Origin of the sequence: Ventrimonas sp. (assembly GCF_048380235.1) — a bacterium.
Lineage (GTDB): Bacteria > Bacillota > Clostridia > Lachnospirales > Lachnospiraceae > Brotaphodocola.
Genome location: NZ_DBFCCJ010000034.1, coordinates 39,243 through 61,690 on the forward strand (window position 1 = coordinate 39,243; position 22,448 = coordinate 61,690).

Genomic DNA, 22,448 nt, shown 5'->3' on the forward strand with positions numbered 1-22,448 from the left:
TACACCCTCCACACTTTCTGCTGCATATTGTTGTTTTCAATCCGCAGTCTGTCATTTCACGAAGCCGGATTAAGCTTCTTTTTCCCCTCCCTGCTCTTTTTCGAAACGGTAAATGGCTTCCAGAACCACACGGATCTCTTCATCCCAGCCGGTAGCCAGACCTTCGTTTGCGGTCTCGTAGATAACCTCTCCGGTGATCAGGTTTCCGGAAACTGCACTGATCATTGCTGCGCGTTTTTTTCTTCTGGTACATACGGTATACAGCGCAGAGCTTTCCATCTCTACGTTCAGGCAGCCATAGGAGGACAGCTTTTCGATCCACTCCTGAGTTTCTCCGTAGAATGCGTCATCCGATGCATTGATCCCGTAGAAAACCTTTCCCTTTAACTCCGGCTGCATCTCTCTTGCCGTATCGATGATGGTACGGGTCAGATCGAAATCCGGTACAGACGGGAAGCAATCCGGCACATAAAAGCGGCTGGTTCCCTCATTTTTCATGGAGCCTGTGGAAATCATCAGATCTCCGATGCTGATTCCATCCTGCAGTGCTGCACTGCTTCCGATTCGGATCAGGCACTCTGCACCAATGTTCATCAGCTCCTCTGCTGCGATCGCTGCAGACGGACATCCCATTCCGGTAGAGGTTACAGAAACCCTGACTCCCTTATAATAACCGGTAAAGGTTCTGTGCTCGCGGTTATTTGCAACGAGCTCTGCATTGTCCAGATATTTTGCCACGCGGTCAGAGCGTGCCGGATCTCCCGGAAGAAGAACATATTTTCCGATATCCCCCGGTTTTAAGTGAATATGATACTGTTTTTTACCCAAAGTCTTACTTTCTTTATCAAGAGCCATTTAGTTTGCCTCCTTTAAATTTTTCATTTTTTTCTCAGCTGCCGCAGCCTTCTGAATGGAATAAACAGTCAGACCTGCAATCGTTGCCAGATACGGAAGCATCTGAATAAACTCTGACGGGATCTTCAGTACCTGCAGGATATTGGACAGTCCGTCGAAGAACGCAAAGATCATGGAAGATAACAGTGCGCCCACCGGGGTTGCCTGTCCCATGGAGCATGCCGCCAGGGCGATAAAGCCGCGGCCTGCCGTCATATCACGTACAAACATGGTCAGATAGCCCATGGAAAGATACATACCGCCAAGACCGGTCAGGACACCACAGAGCAGGATCGCCAGGAAACGGATTCCCGTTACATTCTGTCCTACACTGGAAGCCGCATCCGGATTCTCACCTACCGCACGCATGCGAAGTCCCATCGGGGTCTTATACAGGAAAAACCAGATCACAAACACCATAAGCAGGGCGAAGTAGGTCAGCGCGTTGTGTCCGGAAATAATGTTGCCCAGCACCGGGATATCTTTGATCACCGGAATGTTTACCTGCGGAAAAGCAAAGCTCTTCAGGGAAGAGGAATTGCCCTTCTCACCGGTTGCCAGCTGGAGCACAAATACAGTCAGACCGGAAGCCATGGTGTTAACTGCCGTACCGCAAAGCACGTTGTTAGCCTTTAATACCAGATGGAAATACGCAAACAGCGCACTGACTGCCAGGGCTGCCGCCAGACCAGCCACCATACCCCAGAGCAGGCTGCCTCCAAAGGCACTGCCAAGCACTCCGGCCAGGGCGGAAATCAGCATGATTCCTTCCAGGCCTAAGTTTACAACTCCGGCGCGGGAACAGATCACGCCGCCCAGAGAAGAAAAGATGATCGGAGTTGCCACACGAATCCACATATACACAAATTCCGGGCTGATGATATAACTCAGTACTTTCATTTCTGCGCCGCCTCCATTTCCTCTGCTTTTGCTGCTTTTACGATCAGATTCTGTCTCCAGCCCCTCAACAATGCGTCTGCTGCGATCAGGAACATCATCACACCCTGAATGATGTCCACAACCTCACGTCCCACATCGGAGCTGCGCGCCATAATATCCGCACCTACATTCAGATAGCCGATAAATGCTGCCGCAAGCGGAACCAGAAGCGGGTTGCTTCTTGCAAGCAGCGCAACCACGATACCGGTCCAGCCATAGCCCGGGGATGTGGTCCATTTAAAACGGTTATACATACCGAGGATCTCAGCGCCTCCGCCCATTCCGGCAATTGCGCCTGCGATGATCTGGGCAACAAGCATCAGGCTCGTTACCTTTAATCCTGAATACTTTGCAAACAGTGGGTTTTCACCGGTGATACGAAGCCTGGTGCCAAAGGAAGTCCGGTACAGGAAAAACCACACCAGGATACATAACACAATACCCAGTACAATTCCGGCATGGATCCTGGTCCCCGGAATCACCACTGGAAGGCCTGCCGTCTCTTCAAATTTCAGAGAAGCCAGACTGGAGCTGCTGACCTCACGGAAGTGATAGCTGACCAGATAAATCGCAAAAAACTGCACAACATAGTTAAACATAATAGAAGTAACCAGCTCACTGACATTCCATTTCATCTTCAGCACAGCCGGTACCAGGGATACCAGTGCGCCGCAGAAACCGGCAAATAAAATAGCCACAGCCGGATGAACGCCGCCCGGAAGCTTGCAGGCGATCGCAATGATCATGGCTCCGGAGGTTCCGATAAAGAAAGAACCCTCCGCGATCATGGAAAACTGTCCGGAACCGAAAATGATGATAACAGCCAGAGCTGTGAACATAAGCGGTGCTGCTGCCTCAATGATATTTCCGATTCTTCGCAGAGAGGTAAACGGTCCGATAAAGAAGCTGGTGATGGCTGTCATCGGATCATCGCTGACGAGCAGCACGATCAGAGAAACCAGCGCACAGGCAATGAAGATGATCAGTGCCAGTTTTACCGCATCTACCAACAGATTGATTTTTTTATTACTGTTCATGGCACGCCTCCCGAATTTCTTCTTCTGTCTGTTTCTGGATACCCAGCATATAGGTTCCAAGCTCTTCCTCCGTCATGCTGGTCGTATCCTTGATGTACGCCGCGATCCTGCCCTCATAAAATACCAGCAGACTGTCAGACAGTCCCAGTACCTCATTCAGATCTGAGGTTACCAGAATGACACCGTTTCCCGCATCACGGGCTTCTACCAGGCGCTTGCGGATAAATTCCGTTGCACCGACATCCACACCACGGGTCGGCTGATCGGCAATGATCACCTGCGGGTCACCCGACAGTTCTCTGGCCAGAACAACCTTCTGAATATTTCCGCCTGACAGACTGTCAATAGAAACATCCTGGGATTTACAGAGCACCTGATACTGATCTACCATCTCATCGCCATAGGAACGGACAGCCTTGCGGTTGATGATACCGTTTTTGAAAAACTTTTTCCAGTTTAATTTGTCCGCGATCATATTTTCTGTCAGGGAAAGCTTCGGGGCAATGCCCATAGTCATACGATCTTCCGGAATGTGAGCCACCTTCAATGCGCGAATAGCTGCAACAGAGCTTCCCCGGATGTCTTTTCCGCCGATTTCAATGGTGCCGGATGTATAACCTCCCATTCCGGTCATGGCCTCTACCAGCTCTGTCTGACCATTTCCTTCTACACCGGCAATTCCAAGGATTTCCCCTTTTCTTAAGGTAAAGGAGATTCCGTCTACCGCACGCTTTCCGTTTTCATCCAGGATCACAAGATCCCTGATCTTTACAAGCGCCTCACCCGGCTTGCAGGGACTCTTCTCGGTGTTCAGGATGACATCCCGTCCCACCATCAGGCGTGAAATATCCTGCTCGGTAACGGAGGCTACCTCATGCACGCCCATGGTCACACCGCGGCGGATGATGGTGATCCGGTCACAGATCTGCTTGATCTCCTGCAGCTTGTGGGAAATGAAAATGATGGTATAGCCATTCTCTTTTAAATGAAGAAGCTCATCAAACAATTCCTGTGTCTCCTGGGGAGTCAGCACTGCTGTCGGCTCATCCAGGATCAGGATCTTCGCTCCGCGAAACAGCGCTTTTAAGATCTCCACTCGCTGCTTCTGCCCTACCGTCAGATCCTCCACCCGCTTATCGGGATCCACATAGAGGTTGAATTTTTTACCCATCTCCTCTACCTGCTGTCTCGCATAAGCCAGATCCACACGAATGCCCTTCACCGGTTCCATGCCCATAATGATATTTTCCGTTACTGTCAATGACGGTACCAGCATGAAATGCTGATGCACCATGCCCACGCCCAGCTTGATCGCCATCTGCGGGGAGGTCATATGTACCTGGTTTCCATTGATATAAATTTCTCCTGATGTAGGCTGTTCTTCTCCAAACAGGATTTTCATGAGTGTGGATTTGCCAGCTCCGTTCTCGCCGGAAAGAGCATGGATCTCACCACGGTTTACTGACAATGTCACATCTTTATTTGCCATTACTCCGTTGGAGTAGACCTTGACGATATGAGACATTTTTAAAGCTTCTTCCGCCATCTTCAACACCTCACCTGTAAACAGTTTCCCTGATTTTCGGTTTATAAATTTGTTTTTAAGTAGCAAAAAACCGGAGGGGAGCCGGCCCCTCCGGCGGTAAGTTTGATTGCCGTTATCTGTTATATCACGGTTTCATGCTGTCACGCAGTGCTGCTACCTCGTCTGTGCTCATATCAAATGCAGTACCTACCGTGATCTCACCATCGATAACCTTCTGCTCGGTCTCATCGATGAATTTCTGGATATCCTCCGGAACGATCGCCTTATAGTTCTCGTTCTTTGCAAGACCAACTGCTCCGCTGTCAAGACCAAGCGTATAGTCCTGATCCAGGCTCATCTCGCCCTTCTGCCATCCTTCCACTGCGGTGAAGATAGACTCGCCGACATTCTTTAAGCTGGAAGAAAGGATATTCGCAGCCAGGTCCTTATCGGACTCAGCTAACTCAGAGTACAGATCCTGGTCACATGCGATCAGGTACTTATCTGCATTCTGTGCTGCAGTTGCCGCACCAAGGATAGACTGGGAAGCCGGTGCATATACCACCTGTGCACCCTGATTGTACAGCTGGGTGGTCATCTCCATACATTTGGAAACATCCTCAAAGGAGCCTACATAAGAGGTCATGACCTTGATCTCCGGATCTACATATTTGACACCTTCCAGATAGCCTACCAGGAAATCGTTGATGTTTGCGGTATCCATGGAACCGACAAAGCCAAGTACCTTCTTGGACGGATCGATCTTTGCATCGCCGGACTCCAGCATCTTTGCTCCCAGAACACCTGCAAGATAAGCTGCCTGATTGGAGTAGTAATTAACACCCATCATGTTGCCGTCAACAACTACATCACGGTCTACACCAGAATCGAAAAGCAGATAATGCTTCTCCGGGAACTGGGAAGCAATATCCTGAGCCAGCTCTTTTACAGACCAGGTACCGGATACGATCATGTCCCAATCCTGCTCGGATACATCCAGATAGTTGCCCTCGTAGCTGGTCTCGTCACGTCCCATCTCTACGGTCTTAACCTCGGCACCCAGCTTGTCCTTTAACATCTGCATGCCACGCTCAGCAGAATCGTTAAAGCCCTTATCACCCAGGCTTCCGTTGCACAGGTATACAACCTTTAACGGCTTGTCGCTTCCCTCTGCTGCTGCCTCGGTGCTCTCCTCAGCCTCTGCTTTGGTTTCGGTCTTGTCTGCTTCCGGTGCTTTTGTGGTTTCTTTGGAAGAACCGCCGCCGCATCCTGCCAGGACGCCCGCTGTCATTGCTGCTGCCAGTGCTACGCTTACTACTTTCTTTTTCATGATACTCCTCCTTATTGGAAATAAAAGTTGTTTATGTACAAACTGCCCACCGGCAGCTGTATTCCTGCTTAACGACCGCGTTCCAGAGAAAAGCGGTACCAGTTGCTGTCCATCCAGTATTTATGATAGGAAATGGCCCGGTCTGTATCCGAAAGGACCTCATCCATGACGAGAAGAATAGGTGTTTTCGGCTTATCGTCCTCTTCCTCGCCCCATTCCATGGCACTCATGACAAGCTCCGAGCGCCTGGCCTTTTTGTAAAGCTCTTCCAGCACAAAATGTTCGATCGCGGACTGATCATCCACAGAGATCCCCATTTTTTCCACCTCAGTTACCGGAATTGCCGCGACAGAGGAGGCAACGTGCTCTTCACCGACATAATAGCTGGTATTAACGGTCAGAGCAATAAAAGATTCCCGGTCAAGCCCGAGAAGATCGCTGACCAGCTTTCCTCCATTCTGGAAGGTAATCTTTGATGTTGTCCCGGTAACCGGCTGCAGGCATCCGGCCAGACAGGGATGTACGATCTGGGTAATCCCCCTGCGGCTACGCTCCATCTTTCCGGTCACGGTTGTTTTTTTGCCCTGCATTTTGTAGATCAGGCCATCCTCCTCAAGCTTTCGAACGGCCAGACGAATGGTACTGCGGCTCACATTCCAGTAGGCTGCCATTGCATTTTCCCCCGGAATGGTGTCGCCCTCTTTCAAAATCCCGTTGCTGATCATCTCATACACAATGTCATAGATCTGAATGTAACAGGGAATGTTTAGCTCCCTCAGCAAAGGCAGTGTTCTGCAATCATCCATAAATCAGGCATTCTCCTTATCCTTCGCGATCAACACTCTCATGGTCTCGATTGCGGTACGGATCGCTCTGTCTTCAATATCGATATCTGATTTTCTTCCATTTTCAGAATAATCTTTACAGTTGGTAGCACTGGCCATCACGCAGCCGGTTCGAATTCCCAGAGATGCTCCTACCGTGAAAAGAACGGAGCATTCCATGCTGGTAGATGTTGCGCCGCCTTTCTCATAAGCCTCCCATCGGTAGATCAGCTCTGGTCCAACCGGCTTGGTCTCCGGTGCAGTCTGGGTGTAAAACGATGCTTTGGTAATGGTAACTCCGATATTGTACGGAAGCCCCAGCTTCTGCGCTGCCTGCTGTGCCGCCTTGACTACCTGAAAATCCGGAACAGCCGGAAATTCGATCGGAAGATAGTGAGTGCTTACACCCTCCATTCTCACCGCGCCGTTTGGGATTACGACATCTCCCAGCGAAACTTTTCTCGATGTGGATGCGCAGGTTCCTACACGAATCATGGTGTCTGCTCCGCACTGATACAGCTCTTCGACCGCAATTGCTGCGGACGGACCGCCAATCCCGGTACTGGTCACAGCCACCTTTACACCATCCAGCTCACCCACAAAGGTACGGAATTCACGGTTATAAGCAATCTCCTTCGGATCATCAAAGTATGCCGCGATCTTCTCCGTGCGCTCCGGGCTTCCCGGAAGAAATACATAGCGGCCAACCGCGCCCGGTTCCAGTCCAATGTGCATCATTTTCTTTCCCATACGGATTCCTCCTTTTTTTGAAGCATCTGCATTCTGCAGCGCTGTCACTGCCATAACTCCATTACCAGTTGTATCTTCCCGGTGTCATGTCCTGATATACTGCAAACAGTCTTCTCACTGCAACCTCAGAGTTGACCGACACACACGCTGCGATCTCTTCCCGGTCCAGATTCGGAACAAAGCCCATATCCTTCTTGATCATGCCTTTAAACGGCTCATGCTCATATTCCACACTGGCGCGGATCATCTTGTAGAGACCCAGGCTCGGATCCTCTGCGATCAGCATAGCCAGCGGATCGTGTACCACGCAGGCATTTGCCATGCCCATGGATACGCGGTGGAACTCAAAATAGAACTTCAGGACATCCCGGATATACTCTGCGATCGGTCTGCACTCCTCAGACGCATATTCACAGAGATTTTTCACATCACGGTCGGTGATAAAGGTCTTCATGGTCACATCCAGACCAACCAGCGTCATGTGGAAGCCTGCTCCCATGACAATATCCGCTGCTTTGGCATCTCCGTGGATATTTGCCTCCGCGTAGTTGTTGATATTGCCCGGAACATCAATACAGCCTCCCATGGACACAACCTTTTTGAGTTTTTTCGGCAGGGTCTTATCCTTCAGATAAGCTTTAGCCAGGTTGGTCATACGGCCGGTCGTGATCACAATGAGCTCTCCATCCAGTTCGTCAGCTTTCCGGATGATGAAATCTTCCGCAGACTCCGCGACCGGCTTCTGGCTGCTCTCCGGCAGGATCACATTGCCGATGCCGTTGTCACCGTGGATATAAGCCGGAGCAGATTCAAATACGCCCTCTAAGGATTCATTTGCGCCAACTGCTACCGGAACCTCATAGCCGCAGTTGGAAAGTTTGATCAGGCGGAGGCAATTGTCTGCTGACTGCTCCGCATTGTTGTTTCCAAAACAGGTGGTGATTCCCTCTACATGAAAGTTCGGAGAACGCAGTGCGTAAAGAATCGCCAGGGAGTCATCTACTCCGGTGTCCGCATCAATGATAATATTTTTCATTTATAAATCCGCTCCTTTTTATCTTGTATGCTCATAATAAAACATGGCTGCCATGTTTGTCAACATGATAGCCATGAATTTTTGTGATTTTTGACGGATTTTCTGTTTTTTCCTCCGTTTTTTTCTTAAAATTGCCTAAAAAATTTTATGTCAGGCTTACAAAATTTCTTTTCTTGCTGGAAATGATGGCTGTGCACCCTCTCTGGTTACCGCGATCGCACTTGCCTTTGCCGCAAATCCGAGTGCTTTCTCCAGTGGATTTCCCTCTGCCAGACTGCATGCCATAGCTCCGGTAAAGCAGTCACCTGCCCCGGTGGTATCCACTGCTGATGCCTTCACCGCAGGCACATTCTCCAGCTTTCCCTCTGCATCCAGGGTACAGCAGCCCTTTGAGCCGAGGGTAATGATCGGATGTGCTACGCCCATTGCCTTTAAGGTATTCAGCTCCCGCTCCGGCTGACAGGTCTCATCTGCCCGTCCCAGCACCTTCATGATCTCGGTCTGGTTCGGCTTTACGATAGTGAGTCCGCGGATCAGCTCTTCCGGAAGCTCTCTCGCCGGTGCCGGATCCAGGATCACGCATTTTCCGGCCTCTTTTGCCTTTTCTGCCACATAGCATACCGTATCAAACGGAATCTCCAGCTGCAGGATCACGATATCGCTTGTCAGGATAACATCCATAACAGAATCCACATAGTCCCTGTCTACCCTGTCGTTGGCCCCCGGAATGACAATAATGCTGTTGTCTCCCTCTGCATTCACTGCGATCAGGGCCGTTCCGGTGCTGACACCCTCCACGGTTCTGATATATTCCGTGTGAACTCCCGCATGCTGTAAACTATCCAGGCTCATACGGCCTGCCGCGTCATTGCCGACTGCTCCAAGCATTGTGACATCTGCCCCCAGATATGCTGCCGCATAAGCCTGATTTGCCCCCTTTCCACCCGGTTTTAAATCCAGTCCCTGTCCGGAAACAGTCTCGCCGACCCCCGGCTGCTGCTGTACATGGGTCACATAATCCATGTTGATACTGCCTACCACCACAATTTTCTTCATGATGATTCTTCCTCCTCCTGTCAGATACTGCGTTCATCATAACACGGGTCTCTGTAAAGTTCAAACAGAAAAACTGCCAGGCCTTCACCTGACAGTTTCCCCAGATTTCTTTTATGCTTTTTTATCTGCAGTTTTCGGCTTTGCTGCGATTTTCGTCTTTGCTGCAGTCTTGGTCTTTGCTGCGGTTTTTGTCTTCGTTGCGGCTTTCGGCTTTGCTGCAGTCTTGGTCTTCGTTGCGGTTTCCTTCCGGGCCGTTGTCGTTTTCGCTGCAGCGCTCTTCTTTGCCACTGTTTTCTTTGGTGCCGCCGGTTCACAGGAGAACACGATCATGGACATAGGCGGCACGGTGATCTGCATGGAATGCTCACGACCATCATACTCTTCCTTCTTTGCAGCCCTCACGCGCGGATTGCCCTTGCCGCTTCCTCCAAACTGCTTTGCGTCACTGTTGAAGATTTCCTTATATCTGCCCGCAAACGGAAGGCCGATCTGATATTTCTCATGAAGCACCGGCGCAAAGTTGCAGACAAAGAGCAGTGTTTCTTCCGGCTTGTCTGTCTTTCTTGTAAAGACAACGATATTATCTGCCGCAGAAGTGCAGTTGATCCATTCGAAGCCCTCCTCATCAAAATCCTTCTGATACATGGCAGGATTCGTGCGGTAAAGCTCATTTAACGCAGTCACATAATCCTGCATGCTCTTATGAAGCGGGTACTCCAGAATATTCCACGGAAGCTCCTCATTCTCATTCCACTCAGAGATCTGCGCAAACTCCTGACCCATGAACAGCAGCTTCTTGCCCGGATGGCCATACATAAATCCATATGCGGTACGCAGATTTGCTGCCTTTTCCTCATAGGTCTCACCTGGCATCTTGCAGAGCATGGAAGACTTTCCATGTACGACTTCATCGTGGGAGAATACCAGCACAAAATCCTCACTGTAGGCGTAAAGCATGCTGAAGGTCAACTCCCCGTAATGCTGGTTTCGGAAATACGGATCACACTGCATGTATCCGGTAAAATCGTTCATCCAGCCCATATTCCACTTATAATCAAAGCCCAGTCCGTTCTCCTTCACAGATTCGGTGATCTGCGGCCATGCGGTAGATTCCTCCGCAATCAGAAGACCGCCCCTGATCTCCTTTTTGAAGATACTGTTTAAATGCTTCAGAAAGTCCACGGCCTCCAGATTCTCATGACCGCCGTAGATATTGGCCACCCACTCGCCATCATTCTTGCCGTAATCCAGATACAGCATGGACGCCACCGCATCCATACGGATACCGTCTGCGTGGTACTGCTTTGCCCAGAACAATGCATTTGCGATCAGGAAGTTTGTAACCTGCGGCCGTCCGTAATTATAGATCAGGGTACCCCAGTGCGGATGCGCACCCTGCCTCGGATCCTGATGCTCGTAAACACAGCTTCCGTCGAAGCATGCCAGACCGTGGGCGTCACGCGGGAAATGAGCCGGTACCCAGTCCAGGATCACGCCGATTCCCTGTTCATGCATGTAATTCATGAAATACATAAAATCATCCGGCGTGCCATATCTGCTTGTCGGCGCATAGTAGCCGGTTACCTGATAGCCCCAGGATTCATCTAACGGATGCTCCATCACCGGCATCAGCTCCACATGGGTATAGCCCAGCTTCTTCACATACTCTGCCAGCTTCGGTGCGATCTCCCGGTAGTTGTAAAACTCCGAACCGGTCACCGGCTCCCCGTCTTCGTCCAGTTTTAATTCATGGCGCATCCAGGAGCCCAGATGCAGTTCATAGATGGAAAGCGGCTTGTCCTTTGCCGCCTCCAGCTCCCGGTTCTTCATCCAGACCTCATCACTCCAGGTGAACTGCTCCAGGTCCCAGACGATGGAGGCATTGTCCGGACGCAGCTCTGAGTAGTTTCCGTACGGATCTGATTTCAGCATCGGTTCCCCGCGATGGTTCTTGATCTCATATTTGTAAAGTGTCCCGGCCTTCAGCCCCGGCATAAACAGTTCAAAGACCCCCGAATCCCCAAGACGTTTCATCTGATGGCGGCGGCCGTCCCACATATTAAAATCACCGACCACACTGACACGCATGGCACACGGTGCCCATACGGCAAAATAAACACCGTTTACACCGTCAATGGTCATCGGATGCGCACCCATTTTGCGGTATACATCATAATAGATTCCTGCGTCAAACTTTTTCAGTTCTGCGTCTGTAAACTGAGACGGGAATGCGTATGGATCCTGCAATTCCTCCGTTGTCCCGTTATCGTAAGTAATCTCCAGGAGATACTTGCTCATCTTCTTCCCATGCAGGAGCACCGCATAATATCCGGCCTCGTCCTGCAGTTCCATGGAATAGCTCTCATTTCCAACCTTCGCTGCCACAGCTACCGCGTGCGGCATGAACACCTGGATCAGCAGCCCCTCTTCCACCTCATGCGCTCCCAGAAGGCGTTCCGGATTTGCCGCCTCGGAATACACGATTTCCTCAATTCCAGCCCAGTCCATTAAATCATATAATACCTGATCCATTGATAGCCCTCCCAAAATATAGAGTCGGAAATTCGACAAAAATTGCGACTTTTCAAATTTTCCGATCATTAATTCTGAAATTTATTATAGCCGATTTTTCTCGCGTTTTCCACTGGTTTAATCCAAATTTATCAAGTTTTCGTTAAGAAATCGTTGCTGTATTCTTCGGTAGGATAACATCAGGTCCACCATCCTTCCGTAGCTTTTCACGCCGTCGGCCTGGGAGTTCATTTTCAGATAAGTGTCATTCATCCGGGTTGCCGCCTCCGACACTTTACTTTCGTACCGGTTCCAGAAATCTGAATTTTCATCCAGGTCCTGTCTTGCCTCCTCGCAAAGCTGATTCGTCAGTTCTATGTAACGCTTCATGTCTGCCCGCGCCAGGGCATTTCCTGCATAGACCCAGCCGGTCAGATAACCGCTGTAGCGGAAGGCTTCATTCTCCGATGACACGCAGGCCAGATACCCGATAAAATTTGCCTCATCCTCCCGCATAAAGCCTTTTAAATGGGAAAGCTCATGGCAGAGGGTATGGGGCACGTTGTAATCCGGCATATCCCCATTAAAATTGGCCTCGAGCGTAAACGGCGAATAGACGCCGCAAAGCTGCTGCACCGAAAGAATCCGGGATATCAGAACTTCTTTCGGTTTCGGATAAAATCCAGACAGACATGGAAATGCCTCCCCGGCAGCCTGCATGGCCTTCACACTCTCCGCCCGCCACGCGCTGCGTTTTTCCCGGTAAACCTGCCGTCCGGTTTTCGCGGATTCATTCACCAGGTCCACCAGGTCACTGCACAGGGCATCCAGTTCTTCCACCGTGTAAGTGCCATCTTCCAGGCCGGCGTAGGAGGAGAAGGAGGACGCGTAATAATTGATGCCACAGTTGACGGTGTATAAAAACAAAAGAAGTCCCACTATAAAAAGCCATCTGCTGCCAATCGGTGCCAGAATTTTTGCCGTTCCCGGCCCGCCGTCCGCCCCTGGATCACCCGGCAACGCCGCTGCTGCCGTTCTTCTCCGAAACGCATGGATAGACGCCGCAAACAGCCATCCCGCATCCAGTACCAGCAACAAGATCAACCCGTAAAGCCCCATCTCAACCATAGAAAACGGGAACAGTCCGGTCACCCGCCCCACACTGCCCACAATCCACGGGTAAATATGGTGGGCATACCAGGTGCCAAAGCCCGGAAGTGTCCGGGCAGAAAGCTGAAATACTGCTGTCAGAAGCAGCAGGGAGATTCCTGCTGCTACAAGATATTGACTGCCATATCGCTTATTCTTTTTCATGAATCTCTCCTGAAATGTGTACCTCAAATATTGTCCAATAACGGCATGCTTTTTACTATAGTTTACTATATATTTTCACTATTTTCCATACAATACAGAAAAGCTGGAGCCAGAATCTTTGTACCATCTTAATACCGGGCAAAATACCTTTGTGCCCTCTTTAACTCTTTTTTTCTATAATAGAACTAACAAAAACAGCGGTATCACTACCCGACAGAAGATTGGAGCTGTATCCATGAAACCATTTTCCATAAAACCATTAAATTCTTTTCAGATCATTGTCCTGGGATTTGCCGGAGTCATTCTGGCCGGTGCACTTCTTTTAATGCTGCCGGTTTCCTCCGCCACCCACTGCGTTACTCCGTTTTTAAGTGCATTATTCACCTCCACCACCTCCGTCTGCGTGACGGGTCTGATCGTGGTGGATACCGGTACCTACTGGTCCGTTTTCGGTCAGGCTGTGATCCTGGTGCTGATCCAGATTGGCGGCATGGGAGTCGTAACTGTCGCTGCGGCAGTCACCATTGTTTCCGGACGCAAGATCGGTCTGATGCAGCGCAGTACCATGCAGGAAGCCGTGGCCGCACCAAAGATGAGCGGCATTGTGCGCCTGACCGGCTTTATCATCCGGGCTACGCTCCTGATCGAGCTGTCCGGTGCCGCTCTGCTGGCCCCTGTATTTTGCAGAGATTTTGGCCCCATCCGCGGACTCTGGATGGCCGTGTTCCATTCCATTTCCGCCTTCTGCAACGCAGGGATCGACCTGATGGGGATCCGTATTCCCTTTTCTTCCCTCACACTTTATGCCGCAAACCCACTGGTCAACCTGGTCATCATGGCACTTATCATCATCGGCGGCATCGGCTTTCTGACCTGGGAAGATATCCGCAGTAACCATCTGCATTTCAGCCGTTACCGGATGCAGAGCAAGGTCATCTTAACCACCACGGCTATCCTGATCCTGTTGCCGGCCCTCTATTTTTATTTCGGAGAATTCCGACAGGGAGGCTTTGGAACCAGGATCCTTTTATCCTTGTTTCAGTCGGTAACTCCACGAACTGCCGGTTTTAACACAGCAGACTTCAGTAAACTCACTGAATCCGGCCAGATGCTGACCATTATTCTGATGCTCATCGGCGGAAGTCCCGGTTCTACAGCAGGAGGCATGAAAACCACTACCCTCGCAGTTCTTACCGCCACTGCCGTATCTGTCTTTCGGCGGAACGAAAACCCGGAGCTGTTTAAGCGCCGGATTGCCCCGGAAACTGTAGCAAATGCTGCCTCCATCCTGATGATGTATCTCAGTCTCTGTCTGACCGGCGCATTTCTCATCAGCCGCATAGAGGAGCTTCCCATGATGGCATGTATGTTTGAAACAGCCTCAGCGGTAGGCACGGTCGGTCTCAGCTTCGGCATTACTCCCGGACTCGGAAGTATCTCCCGGATCATCCTGATCATTCTGATGTATCTGGGAAGAGTCGGAGGACTGACTTTAATCTACGCCGCATTGTCCGGACACCGGATCCGGTTTGGCAAATATCCGCTGGAAAAAATCACTGTAGGATAACACGTAAAGGAGCAAGATTATGAAATCAATTTTACTGATTGGCCTCGGCCGTTTTGGAAAACATATTGCCATGGAGCTGCATTCCCTGGGGCACCAGGTGATGGCAGTCGATCATAATGAGGTGCGTGTCAACGAAGCTCTTCCTTTCCTGACCAGCGCTCAGATTGGTGACAGCACCTCGGAGGATTTTCTTTCTTCCCTGGGCGTACGCAATTTCGATGTCTGCATTGTTGCCATCGGAACTGACTTTCAAAGCTCTCTGGAAACTACATCGCTCTTAAAGGAGCTTGGTGCCAGACTGGTTGTCTCCCGGGCTGCCAGAGATGTCCATGCCAAGTTTCTGCTGCGCAACGGTGCGGATGAAGTCGTCTACCCGGAAAAACAGCTGGCCAAGTGGACCGCCATTCGCTGCAGCTCTAACCACATCCGGGATTTTGTTGATCTTGACGGAGATCATGATCTGTTTGAAGTCGATCTTCCTGACCAGTGGATCGGCATGAGTGTCTCGCAGATCGACATCCGGAAGCAGTATGGCATCAACATCATCGGAGTGCGCCATAATGGCAAAATTGAGTATTCGGTTACACCGCAGACCAGTTTTTGCGCAGGAGACTCCATCCTGGTCCTTGGCCGCTACCGCGATCTGCAGAAATGTTTCCGGATCTGATTTCGGAGGTGATCTTATGGAAAATCTGATTCTGATTCTCCTTCTCATCCTGTTTTTTACCTTCATCTATCTGCTTATGAGCCGGATTGACCAGATTCTGGACCGGCTGCGCAAAGGGAATCTGCGCATGGAACAGCAGCGGCCGGACCCGGATAGGCCAATACCTGAAGAGAATGATACTTTGGATTGATTTCACAGACCATTCGTTTTATGATAAGGGTAAACGGAGGACTTTCCCATGACAATACACGCTTCCATTCATCCTGAAACCGCCCATCCCGAAAGACAGACGAGGGAACACATCCTTGTCTGTCTTTCTTCTGCACCCTCAAACTTAAGGATCGTGCAGACGGGTGCCCGCATGGCCGAGGCTTTTCATGGCACACTGACTGCACTCTATGTCCAGACGCCTGATCATTCTGCCATGTCCGAAGAAAATCAGAACCGTCTGAAAGAACATATGCGTCTGGCCGAGCAGCTTGGAGCCTCCATCGAAACGGTATACGGTGACGATGTTTCCTATCAGATCGCGGAATTTTCGCGCCTCAACAATATTACCAAAATTGTCCTTGGCCGCAGCAATATCCGGCGGCAGCATCTCTGGAGCAAGCCGTCCCTGACAGAAAAGCTGACTGAGATCGCGCCAAATCTGGATATCTACATCATTCCGGATGCCGCCTCCGTTCATAGCAGCTACCACCTCAACAAGCATCTCCGGTCCGCAGGCTGGCATATTCAGGCCACAGATCTGCTGCGTACCATTTTCATTCTGATTTCCGTGACACTGACCGGTCTCTTCTTCTACCAGGCCGGACTGTCTGAGGCAAACATCATCACGCTTTATATCCTCGGAGTCCTGCTGGCCTCTATCGCCACGACCGGATGGAGCTGCAGTCTGCTGGCTTCTGCCTGCAGCGTTATTGTTTTTAACTATTTTTTTACCACTCCACGCTTCACCTTTCATGTGTACGGAAAGGATTATCCGGTCACCTTTATTGTGATGTTTGCCGTGGCCCTGTTAAGCAGTGCCCTGACCACCCGCCTGAAGGATCACGCCCGCCAGTCCGCCAAGCTGGCCTACCGCACCAAGGTCCTGTTTGACACCAACCAGCTTCTGCAAAAAGCAGAAACCGACAAAGCCATCCTGAATACCCTGATTTCCCAGATCCAAAAATTACTCGGAAAACACATTATCATTTATCCGGTTCAGCATGGGACATTAGGAACTCCCATCCTCTCCCCGGATCCTGCTTCCGCAGAAAAATCCGAATTTCTGACCTGCCCCGGGGAGCGGGAGGTTGCCCTGTGGGTTCTGGCTCACAATAAACGGGCCGGTGCCTATACCGACACCTTTCCGGATGCTCTGTGCCATTATCTGGCCATCCGGGTACAGAACGCTGTCTATGGAGTTGCCGGCATGGAAGCCGGAGAGCATCCCATGGATTCCTTTGAATACAGCGTTCTGGTTTCCATACTGGGAGAGGGCGCCCTGGCCATGGAAAACCGCCAGAATATCCGGGAAAAGGAGCAGGCAGCGCTTCTGATGGAAAAGGAACGGCTCCGGGCCAATCTGCTGCGTACCATCTCCCATGATCTGCGCACCCCGCTGACTGCCATATCCGGCAATGCCAGCAACCTGCTCTCCAACCATTCCGCCATCGATGAGGCCACCCGGCTGCAGATCTACGCGGACATCTACGACGATTCCATGTGGCTGATCAATCTGGTAGAAAATCTGCTGGCTGTCACCCGCATTGAAGACGGCCGCATGAACCTGCGCATGGAAACCGAACTGGTCAGCGAGGTCATTTCCGAAGCGCTCCGTCATGTCAGCCGTCAAAGCGTTGAACATAGCATTACAGCAGAAAGCACCGATGATTTTCTGCTTGCCCGCATGGATGCCCGACTCATTGTGCAGGTCATCATCAACCTTGTGGATAATGCCATCAAATACACACAAAAGGGCAGCCGGATCCAGATTCTGACGGATAAGCTGGAATCCGACGTGCGGATCCGTGTCACGGATGACGGTCCGGGCATTCCGGATGAGGCAAAGCCGTTTGTCTTTGATATGTGCTATACCGGTGCAAACCGCATTGCGGACAGCCGCCGCAGTCTGGGACTTGGACTCTGTTTATGCCGCTCCATCATCCGGGCCCATGGAGGAGAAATTTCCGTCTCTGACAACACGCCCTCTGGCTGTATCTTTACCTTTACATTACCCTGCGAGGAGGTAACTATCCATGAATAAACCGCTGATTCTGGTTGTGGAGGACGATGCACCCGTCCGCAATCTGATCACCACCACTTTAAAGCTGCATGATTACCGCTTTCTGACCGCAGCAAACGGAGAAACTGCGCTGATCGAAGCATCTTCCCACAATCCGGATATCATTCTGCTGGACCTGGGACTTCCGGATATGGACGGAATCGACATCATCCGGCAGATCCGCAGCTGGAGCATCACGCCCATCATCGTCATCAGCGCCCGCAGCGAAGATACGGACAAGATCGAGGCACTAGATAATGGGGCAGATGACTACCTGACCAAGCCCTTTTCTGTTGATGAGCTTCTGGCCCGCCTGCGCGTGACCCAACGCCGCTTAAGCTTCATGCAGGAAACCATGTCCGCCCAGGATTCCGTGTTTGTCAACGGCCCCCTGAAGATTGATTTTTCTGCCGGATGCGCCTGCTTAAATGAGGAACCGCTGTCCCTGACCCCCACCGAATACAAGCTTCTGTGCCTGATGGCCCGCAACGTGGGAAAGGTCCTGACCCACACCTATATCACCGAGCATGTATGGGGGAGCAGTTTTAAAAGCGATGTAGCCTCTCTCCGGGTCTTTATGGCAACGCTCCGCAAAAAACTGGAATCCGCTCCGGGCGCGCCCCAGCAGATCCAGACCCACATCGGAGTCGGATACCGGATGCTGCGGCTGTAATCTTCCATAATTTTATATTTCATTTTGTTTCAATTTGGGATATACTTTTGATAACGCGTAACTGTGAAACACCTGGCAGTTACGGCATCACAGACTAAGGAGGCTGAAATTATGGTTCGCAAAGAAAACACAGTTGCGGTGGAACACTTAGGCGGCGGCAAGGGCACTGCTTACGTTCATCACATCATTTCCAAAGAAGAGTTTTTAGGTCACGGCAGAATGTACGCAAGGGTGGTACTTCCTCCGGGCGCAAGCGTAGGCTGGCACCAGCACGTCCATGACACCGAGCCGTATTACATTTTAAAGGGACAGGCTGACTTCATCGACAACGACAAGTCCGTCACCAAGGTTGGCCCTGGCGACTGCTGTATCATCGAGGTCGGACAGTTCCACAGCATTGAAAATAATTCCAATGAGGATGTAGAGTTCATGGCTCTGATCTACAATGAGCCGGGATTTTTATACGAATAGGAAAACGGAGCGTTAGCGAGTTGCTAACGCTCCGTTTTTTACACGCTTGTCTCTCACTATGCACTAAACGGTGTTCTCAATCAAAGATTCTCGTAATATCCTGATATCGGTTGATTACTCGATAAATTTCCACATATTCGTTTCCGACCTTGTAGATAATTACATAATCTTCCCATATTGCATATTTATAATCTGTCCGAAAGCTGACTCGTTTTGAAAGATCTGATCCTATTCCTGAAAATATCTGAATATTTTCAAATTTACCGTAAATTTCCTTTATGGTCTTTGCCGCATATGCTTCGTTATCTTCAGCAATATAATCCCGGATATTCTTCAGATCTTTTACAACAATCGGATTGATCCGCAGTTTTAACATCTTATTCCCCCACAAGTGCTTTCAATTCATCCAGATCCAGCCAGCCTTCACCGTCTTTCACTGCTTCTTCGGCTTCCTGCAGTTTCATCAGAAGTTTTTTCTCCGCGCGGTCACGCTCGTAATCTTCAAAATCCATAACTACAAAACGTCCTCTGCCATTCTTGGTCAAATATACCGGCTCTCCTTTGTGACAGTTTTTCAGGACTTCATTATAATTTCTCAAATCAGACACTGGTAAAATATTTGCCATATTCTTTCAGCTCCTTCCACTGACTTTCATTGTTTCTACTACTTCTATTATACGCAAAAAGCCGTAAAATTCAACGTGAATTTTTACAGCAAAAAGATATTTCATCATATCGTTTCTACCCCCGGCAATCACATTTAAAAAGTCCCACAGAAACAGCACATGCATACTGCTTTCTGTGGGACTTTTATCTTTAGTGTTTCAATTTCAAACGCACCATTGCGCGCTTCAGCGCTGCTTCCGCACGCGCTGCATCCAGATCAGCTTCATGGCTTGCAAGGCGGCGCTCCGCACGGGAACGTGCTTCCTCTGCACGCGCAAAGTCAATCTCATCCGGCCACTCTACAACCTCTGCCATGACAGTCACCTGCTCCGGCAGAATGGTGATGAATCCGGACATCAGCGCTGCTTCCTTTTCACTGCCGTCCTCATGGATTTTGAGGACACCCGGCGCTACTACAGCAGTCAGCGGAATGTGGTTCGGGTATACACCGATCTCACCCTCGGTGGTGGTCAGCTCTACCATGGAGACTTCTCCGTCGTAGAAACCGCCGGTCGGGGTGACAACCTTTAATTTCATTCCATCAGCCATAGACGTACCCCCTATTTCACACGGGCAAGAACGTCGTCGATATTACCTGCATTCAGGAAATACTGCTCCGGAATGTCATCATGCTTGCCTTCCAGGATCTCCTTGAAGCCCTGAATGGTCTCGCTCAGCGGTACATAGCGGCCTTCCAGACCGGTAAACTGTCCTGCTACGAAGAACGGCTGAGATAAGAATCTCTGGATCTTACGTGCGCGGGATACGGTCAGCTTATCTTCCTCGGAAAGCTCATCCATACCTAACATGGCGATGATATCCTGTAACTCTTTGTACTTCTGCAGAACCTCCTGCACGCCGCGGGCTACCTTGTAGTGCTCCTCACCTACGACACGCGGGTCGAGGATACGGGAGGTGGACTCCAGCGGGTCTACTGCCGGGTAAATACCCTGCTCTACAATGGCACGGCTTAATACCGTGGTTGCATCCAGATGTGCGAAGGTGTTTGCCGGAGCCGGGTCGGTTAAGTCATCGGCCGGCACGTAAACTGCCTGTACGGAAGTGATGGAACCGTTCTTGGTAGAGGTGATACGCTCCTGAAGAGCACCCATCTCTGTCTGCAGAGTCGGCTGGTAACCTACTGCGGACGGCATACGTCCAAGCAGAGCGGATACCTCGGAACCTGCCTGGGTGAAACGGAAGATGTTGTCGATGAACAACAGAACATCCTTACCACCTTTGTCACGGAAATACTCTGCCATGGTCAGACCAGTCAGGCCGACTCTCATACGTGCTCCCGGCGGCTCGTTCATCTGACCGAATACCATGGTGGTCTTATTGATAACGCCAGACTCGGTCATCTCGTAGTAAAGGTCATTACCCTCACGGGTACGCTCACCTACACCGGTGAATACGGAATATCCGCCGTGCTCGGTAGCGATGTTACGAATCAGCTCCTGGATCAGGACGGTCTTACCTACACCGGCACCGCCGAACAGACCGATTTTACCACCCTTCTGATAAGGGCAGAGCAGGTCTACGACTTTGATACCGGTCTCAAGGATTTCAGTCTGGGTAGACTGTTCCTCGAAGGTAGGAGCTTTTCTGTGGATTGGAAGGTATTCTTCCACCTGTGGCCTTTCTTTATTGTCAATTGGCTCGCCCAGTACATTGAAAATACGGCCCAGCGTATTCTCACCAACCGGTACGGAAATCGGCGCGCCGGTTGCAATGGCGTCCATACCACGTCTCAGACCATCGGTGGTTCCCATTGCGATACATCTTACGGTATCGTCACCAAGATCCTGTGCAACCTCAACGGTCAGGCTGCCGCCGTCTTCCAACGGAACTCGGATTGCCTCGTTGATTTCCGGAATCTTGCCCTGGGAGAACTTGATATCCATGACCGCACCGATGATCTGTGTGATCTTACCAGTATTTTGTTCTGCCATCTTGCTTCTCCTTCATAATTCTTTCTCGAATGCACTCCTTGGAGCGCGATCGCTTCAGCAGAGCACCAGGCCCTGCCAAAACGGATTAATTGATCGCATTTGCGCCTGCAATGATCTCCGTAAGCTCCTGGGTAATGGAACCCTGACGCGCACGGTTGTACTGCAGCTCTAACTTGCCCAGCATTTCTTCTGCATTGTTGGTTGCCGAATCCATGGCGGTCATACGCGCACCATTTTCACTGGCAACTGCTTCCTGCAGCGCACCAAAGATCAGACTGCTCATATATTTCGGGATGATCATATCCAGCACTTCTTCTTCGCTCGGCTCGTAGTTCATGAGGGCTTCGGCTTTCAAAGCCTCGCTCTCGCCGCTCTCTTCCATGGTAAACGGAAGGAGCCTGATGAGCTTCGGAATATGAACCACGGTGTTCTTAAAGGAAGTGTATGCAAGATAGATCTCACCGATCTCCCCACGGCCGAATGCGGCCAGCAGCTCTTTTGTGAGATCTGCCGCATCCTGGTAGGCTGGCTCGTCGATGACCTCGGAATAATCCTCGGCAATCTCGTAACCCTTCTTAGCCAGTCCGTCACGGCCCTTGCGGCCAATGGCGTATACCCGGGTCTTCTCCGGAGTCAGCGCCTCATTTCCTGCGATGAGCTTGACAATGTTGTTATTGTAGCCACCGGCAAGACCGCGGTTGGAAGTGATCGCAATGACCGCTTTTCCATCCGTGGCACCTGCCCGCAGGTATTTGTGGTCGATGGTTCCTGACTTTTTCAGCATGGAAGAGATCGTCTCATACATCAAGTCGAAATAAGGCTTGGAGCTTTCTGCTTTCTGTCTGGATTTCTGCAGCTTGACTGTAGAAACCAGCTTCATGGCTTTGGTAATCTGGCCGGTGCTCTGGATACTTGCTTTTCTGCGTTTAATATCTCTCATCGATGCCATGATCGTTCACCTGCCTTA

22 protein-coding genes are annotated in these 22,448 nt (G+C 50.6%); 6 read left to right on the forward strand and 16 right to left on the reverse strand.

Annotation, left to right across the window (positions count from 1 at the left end; translation table 11 throughout):
• Nucleotides 1–69 precede the first annotated feature (69 nt).
• The 11 genes from ACMP1L_RS05275 to ACMP1L_RS05325 all read right to left on the reverse strand — a co-directional run bounded on the left by ACMP1L_RS05275 (nucleotide 70) and on the right by ACMP1L_RS05325 (nucleotide 13,216).
• Nucleotides 70–855: a nucleoside phosphorylase gene (locus ACMP1L_RS05275; protein ID WP_177303842.1), complete on the reverse strand. Its 786-nt coding sequence runs from the start codon at nucleotides 853–855 to the stop codon at nucleotides 70–72.
• Nucleotides 856–1,794, reverse strand: a complete 939-nt coding sequence (locus ACMP1L_RS05280; RefSeq protein WP_418452227.1) for an ABC transporter permease — start codon at nucleotides 1,792–1,794, stop codon at nucleotides 856–858.
• Nucleotides 1,791–2,870, reverse strand: a complete 1,080-nt coding sequence (locus tag ACMP1L_RS05285; protein ID WP_418452229.1) for an ABC transporter permease — start codon at nucleotides 2,868–2,870, stop codon at nucleotides 1,791–1,793. The genes ACMP1L_RS05280 and ACMP1L_RS05285 overlap by 4 nt, the downstream gene beginning before the upstream one ends.
• Nucleotides 2,860–4,416: an ABC transporter ATP-binding protein gene (locus ACMP1L_RS05290; protein ID WP_418452230.1), complete on the reverse strand. Its 1,557-nt coding sequence runs from the start codon at nucleotides 4,414–4,416 to the stop codon at nucleotides 2,860–2,862. The genes ACMP1L_RS05285 and ACMP1L_RS05290 overlap by 11 nt, the downstream gene beginning before the upstream one ends.
• Nucleotides 4,417–4,540: 124 nt before the next feature.
• Entirely contained in the window at nucleotides 4,541–5,725 is a 1,185-nt protein-coding gene (locus tag ACMP1L_RS05295) for a BMP family lipoprotein (RefSeq protein WP_177303839.1), read from the reverse strand.
• 68 nt (nucleotides 5,726–5,793) lie between these two features.
• Nucleotides 5,794–6,531, reverse strand: a complete 738-nt coding sequence (locus ACMP1L_RS05300) for a GntR family transcriptional regulator (RefSeq protein ID WP_418452231.1) — start codon at nucleotides 6,529–6,531, stop codon at nucleotides 5,794–5,796.
• Between the two features lie 3 nt (nucleotides 6,532–6,534).
• A complete protein-coding gene (locus ACMP1L_RS05305) occupies nucleotides 6,535–7,299 on the reverse strand; it encodes a nucleoside phosphorylase (protein WP_418452233.1) in 765 nt (254 codons plus the stop codon).
• A gap of 61 nt (nucleotides 7,300–7,360) precedes the next feature.
• Nucleotides 7,361–8,335, reverse strand: a complete 975-nt coding sequence (locus ACMP1L_RS05310) for a nucleoside hydrolase (protein WP_418452234.1) — start codon at nucleotides 8,333–8,335, stop codon at nucleotides 7,361–7,363.
• 156 nt (nucleotides 8,336–8,491) lie between these two features.
• The gene (rbsK, locus tag ACMP1L_RS05315) at nucleotides 8,492–9,391 is read right to left on the reverse strand and encodes a ribokinase (protein ID WP_418452235.1); all 900 of its coding nucleotides are present in this window, start codon (nucleotides 9,389–9,391) and stop codon (nucleotides 8,492–8,494) included.
• A 111-nt stretch (nucleotides 9,392–9,502) separates the two neighbouring features.
• Nucleotides 9,503–11,923 (reverse strand): 1,4-alpha-glucan branching protein GlgB, encoded by a 2,421-nt coding sequence (gene glgB / locus ACMP1L_RS05320; protein ID WP_418452236.1) that lies wholly within the window; start codon nucleotides 11,921–11,923, stop codon nucleotides 9,503–9,505.
• A gap of 117 nt (nucleotides 11,924–12,040) precedes the next feature.
• Nucleotides 12,041–13,216, reverse strand: coding sequence for a DUF3810 domain-containing protein (locus tag ACMP1L_RS05325; RefSeq protein ID WP_418452237.1), 1,176 nt, complete (start codon nucleotides 13,214–13,216; stop codon nucleotides 12,041–12,043).
• A 235-nt stretch (nucleotides 13,217–13,451) separates the two neighbouring features.
• Here ACMP1L_RS05325 and ACMP1L_RS05330 point away from each other — a divergent pair, with 235 nt between their 5' ends.
• The 6 genes from ACMP1L_RS05330 to ACMP1L_RS05355 all read left to right on the forward strand — a co-directional run bounded on the left by ACMP1L_RS05330 (nucleotide 13,452) and on the right by ACMP1L_RS05355 (nucleotide 18,863).
• Nucleotides 13,452–14,783 carry a TrkH family potassium uptake protein gene (locus ACMP1L_RS05330; RefSeq protein ID WP_118731865.1) on the forward strand — a complete coding sequence of 444 codons (1,332 nt, stop codon included), beginning with the start codon at nucleotides 13,452–13,454 and terminating at the stop codon, nucleotides 14,781–14,783.
• A gap of 19 nt (nucleotides 14,784–14,802) precedes the next feature.
• Complete coding sequence (locus ACMP1L_RS05335) at nucleotides 14,803–15,450, forward strand: potassium channel family protein (RefSeq protein ID WP_118731864.1); 648 nt, start codon at nucleotides 14,803–14,805, stop codon at nucleotides 15,448–15,450.
• A gap of 16 nt (nucleotides 15,451–15,466) precedes the next feature.
• A complete protein-coding gene (locus tag ACMP1L_RS05340) occupies nucleotides 15,467–15,640 on the forward strand; it encodes a hypothetical protein (protein WP_177303832.1) in 174 nt (57 codons plus the stop codon).
• A gap of 48 nt (nucleotides 15,641–15,688) precedes the next feature.
• Nucleotides 15,689–17,701 carry an ATP-binding protein gene (locus ACMP1L_RS05345; RefSeq protein WP_118731863.1) on the forward strand — a complete coding sequence of 671 codons (2,013 nt, stop codon included), beginning with the start codon at nucleotides 15,689–15,691 and terminating at the stop codon, nucleotides 17,699–17,701.
• Nucleotides 17,694–18,392 (forward strand): response regulator transcription factor, encoded by a 699-nt coding sequence (locus ACMP1L_RS05350; protein WP_177303830.1) that lies wholly within the window; start codon nucleotides 17,694–17,696, stop codon nucleotides 18,390–18,392. Before ACMP1L_RS05345 ends, ACMP1L_RS05350 begins: the two co-directional genes overlap by 8 nt.
• A 111-nt stretch (nucleotides 18,393–18,503) precedes the next feature.
• On the forward strand, nucleotides 18,504–18,863 hold the full coding sequence (locus ACMP1L_RS05355) for a cupin domain-containing protein (RefSeq protein ID WP_118731861.1): 360 nt from the start codon (nucleotides 18,504–18,506) through the stop codon (nucleotides 18,861–18,863).
• Between the two features lie 76 nt (nucleotides 18,864–18,939).
• Here the strand turns inward: ACMP1L_RS05355 and ACMP1L_RS05360 are convergent, their stop codons facing one another.
• The 5 genes from ACMP1L_RS05360 to atpG form a co-directional block, all read right to left on the reverse strand.
• On the reverse strand, nucleotides 18,940–19,239 hold the full coding sequence (locus tag ACMP1L_RS05360; protein WP_418452239.1) for a type II toxin-antitoxin system RelE/ParE family toxin: 300 nt from the start codon (nucleotides 19,237–19,239) through the stop codon (nucleotides 18,940–18,942).
• A gap of 1 nt (nucleotide 19,240) precedes the next feature.
• Nucleotides 19,241–19,489 carry a type II toxin-antitoxin system prevent-host-death family antitoxin gene (locus ACMP1L_RS05365; protein WP_118731859.1) on the reverse strand — a complete coding sequence of 83 codons (249 nt, stop codon included), beginning with the start codon at nucleotides 19,487–19,489 and terminating at the stop codon, nucleotides 19,241–19,243.
• Between the two features lie 190 nt (nucleotides 19,490–19,679).
• Nucleotides 19,680–20,078: an ATP synthase F1 subunit epsilon gene (gene atpC / locus ACMP1L_RS05370; protein ID WP_418452240.1), complete on the reverse strand. Its 399-nt coding sequence runs from the start codon at nucleotides 20,076–20,078 to the stop codon at nucleotides 19,680–19,682.
• 11 nt (nucleotides 20,079–20,089) lie between these two features.
• Nucleotides 20,090–21,481, reverse strand: coding sequence for a F0F1 ATP synthase subunit beta (atpD, locus tag ACMP1L_RS05375; RefSeq protein WP_177303827.1), 1,392 nt, complete (start codon nucleotides 21,479–21,481; stop codon nucleotides 20,090–20,092).
• An 85-nt stretch (nucleotides 21,482–21,566) separates the two neighbouring features.
• Entirely contained in the window at nucleotides 21,567–22,430 is an 864-nt protein-coding gene (gene atpG, locus ACMP1L_RS05380) for an ATP synthase F1 subunit gamma (protein ID WP_418452241.1), read from the reverse strand.
• Nucleotides 22,431–22,448: the final 18 nt, after the last annotated feature.

Excerpts from the sequence above, each read along its gene's own strand:
- ACMP1L_RS05330 (WP_118731865.1), top strand. The coding sequence starts at position 13,452 with ATGAAACCATTTTCCATAAAACCATTAAATTCTTTTCAGATCATTGTC.
- atpG (WP_418452241.1), bottom strand. The coding sequence starts at position 22,430 with ATGGCATCGATGAGAGATATTAAACGCAGAAAAGCAAGTATCCAGAGC.
- ACMP1L_RS05305 (WP_418452233.1), bottom strand. The coding sequence starts at position 7,299 with ATGGGAAAGAAAATGATGCACATTGGACTGGAACCGGGCGCGGTTGGC.
- ACMP1L_RS05345 (WP_118731863.1), top strand. The coding sequence starts at position 15,689 with ATGACAATACACGCTTCCATTCATCCTGAAACCGCCCATCCCGAAAGA.
- ACMP1L_RS05325 (WP_418452237.1), bottom strand. The coding sequence starts at position 13,216 with ATGAAAAAGAATAAGCGATATGGCAGTCAATATCTTGTAGCAGCAGGA.
- ACMP1L_RS05295 (WP_177303839.1), bottom strand. The coding sequence starts at position 5,725 with ATGAAAAAGAAAGTAGTAAGCGTAGCACTGGCAGCAGCAATGACAGCG.
- glgB (WP_418452236.1), bottom strand. The coding sequence starts at position 11,923 with ATGGATCAGGTATTATATGATTTAATGGACTGGGCTGGAATTGAGGAA.
- ACMP1L_RS05285 (WP_418452229.1), bottom strand. The coding sequence starts at position 2,870 with ATGAACAGTAATAAAAAAATCAATCTGTTGGTAGATGCGGTAAAACTG.
- ACMP1L_RS05300 (WP_418452231.1), bottom strand. The coding sequence starts at position 6,531 with ATGGATGATTGCAGAACACTGCCTTTGCTGAGGGAGCTAAACATTCCC.
- ACMP1L_RS05360 (WP_418452239.1), bottom strand. The coding sequence starts at position 19,239 with ATGTTAAAACTGCGGATCAATCCGATTGTTGTAAAAGATCTGAAGAAT.
- ACMP1L_RS05365 (WP_118731859.1), bottom strand. The coding sequence starts at position 19,489 with ATGGCAAATATTTTACCAGTGTCTGATTTGAGAAATTATAATGAAGTC.
- atpD (WP_177303827.1), bottom strand. The coding sequence starts at position 21,481 with ATGGCAGAACAAAATACTGGTAAGATCACACAGATCATCGGTGCGGTC.
- ACMP1L_RS05290 (WP_418452230.1), bottom strand. The coding sequence starts at position 4,416 with ATGGCGGAAGAAGCTTTAAAAATGTCTCATATCGTCAAGGTCTACTCC.
- ACMP1L_RS05335 (WP_118731864.1), top strand. The coding sequence starts at position 14,803 with ATGAAATCAATTTTACTGATTGGCCTCGGCCGTTTTGGAAAACATATT.
- atpC (WP_418452240.1), bottom strand. The coding sequence starts at position 20,078 with ATGGCTGATGGAATGAAATTAAAGGTTGTCACCCCGACCGGCGGTTTC.
- ACMP1L_RS05275 (WP_177303842.1), bottom strand. The coding sequence starts at position 855 with ATGGCTCTTGATAAAGAAAGTAAGACTTTGGGTAAAAAACAGTATCAT.
- ACMP1L_RS05350 (WP_177303830.1), top strand. The coding sequence starts at position 17,694 with ATGAATAAACCGCTGATTCTGGTTGTGGAGGACGATGCACCCGTCCGC.
- ACMP1L_RS05340 (WP_177303832.1), top strand. The coding sequence starts at position 15,467 with ATGGAAAATCTGATTCTGATTCTCCTTCTCATCCTGTTTTTTACCTTC.
- ACMP1L_RS05355 (WP_118731861.1), top strand. The coding sequence starts at position 18,504 with ATGGTTCGCAAAGAAAACACAGTTGCGGTGGAACACTTAGGCGGCGGC.
- ACMP1L_RS05280 (WP_418452227.1), bottom strand. The coding sequence starts at position 1,794 with ATGAAAGTACTGAGTTATATCATCAGCCCGGAATTTGTGTATATGTGG.
- ACMP1L_RS05310 (WP_418452234.1), bottom strand. The coding sequence starts at position 8,335 with ATGAAAAATATTATCATTGATGCGGACACCGGAGTAGATGACTCCCTG.
- rbsK (WP_418452235.1), bottom strand. The coding sequence starts at position 9,391 with ATGAAGAAAATTGTGGTGGTAGGCAGTATCAACATGGATTATGTGACC.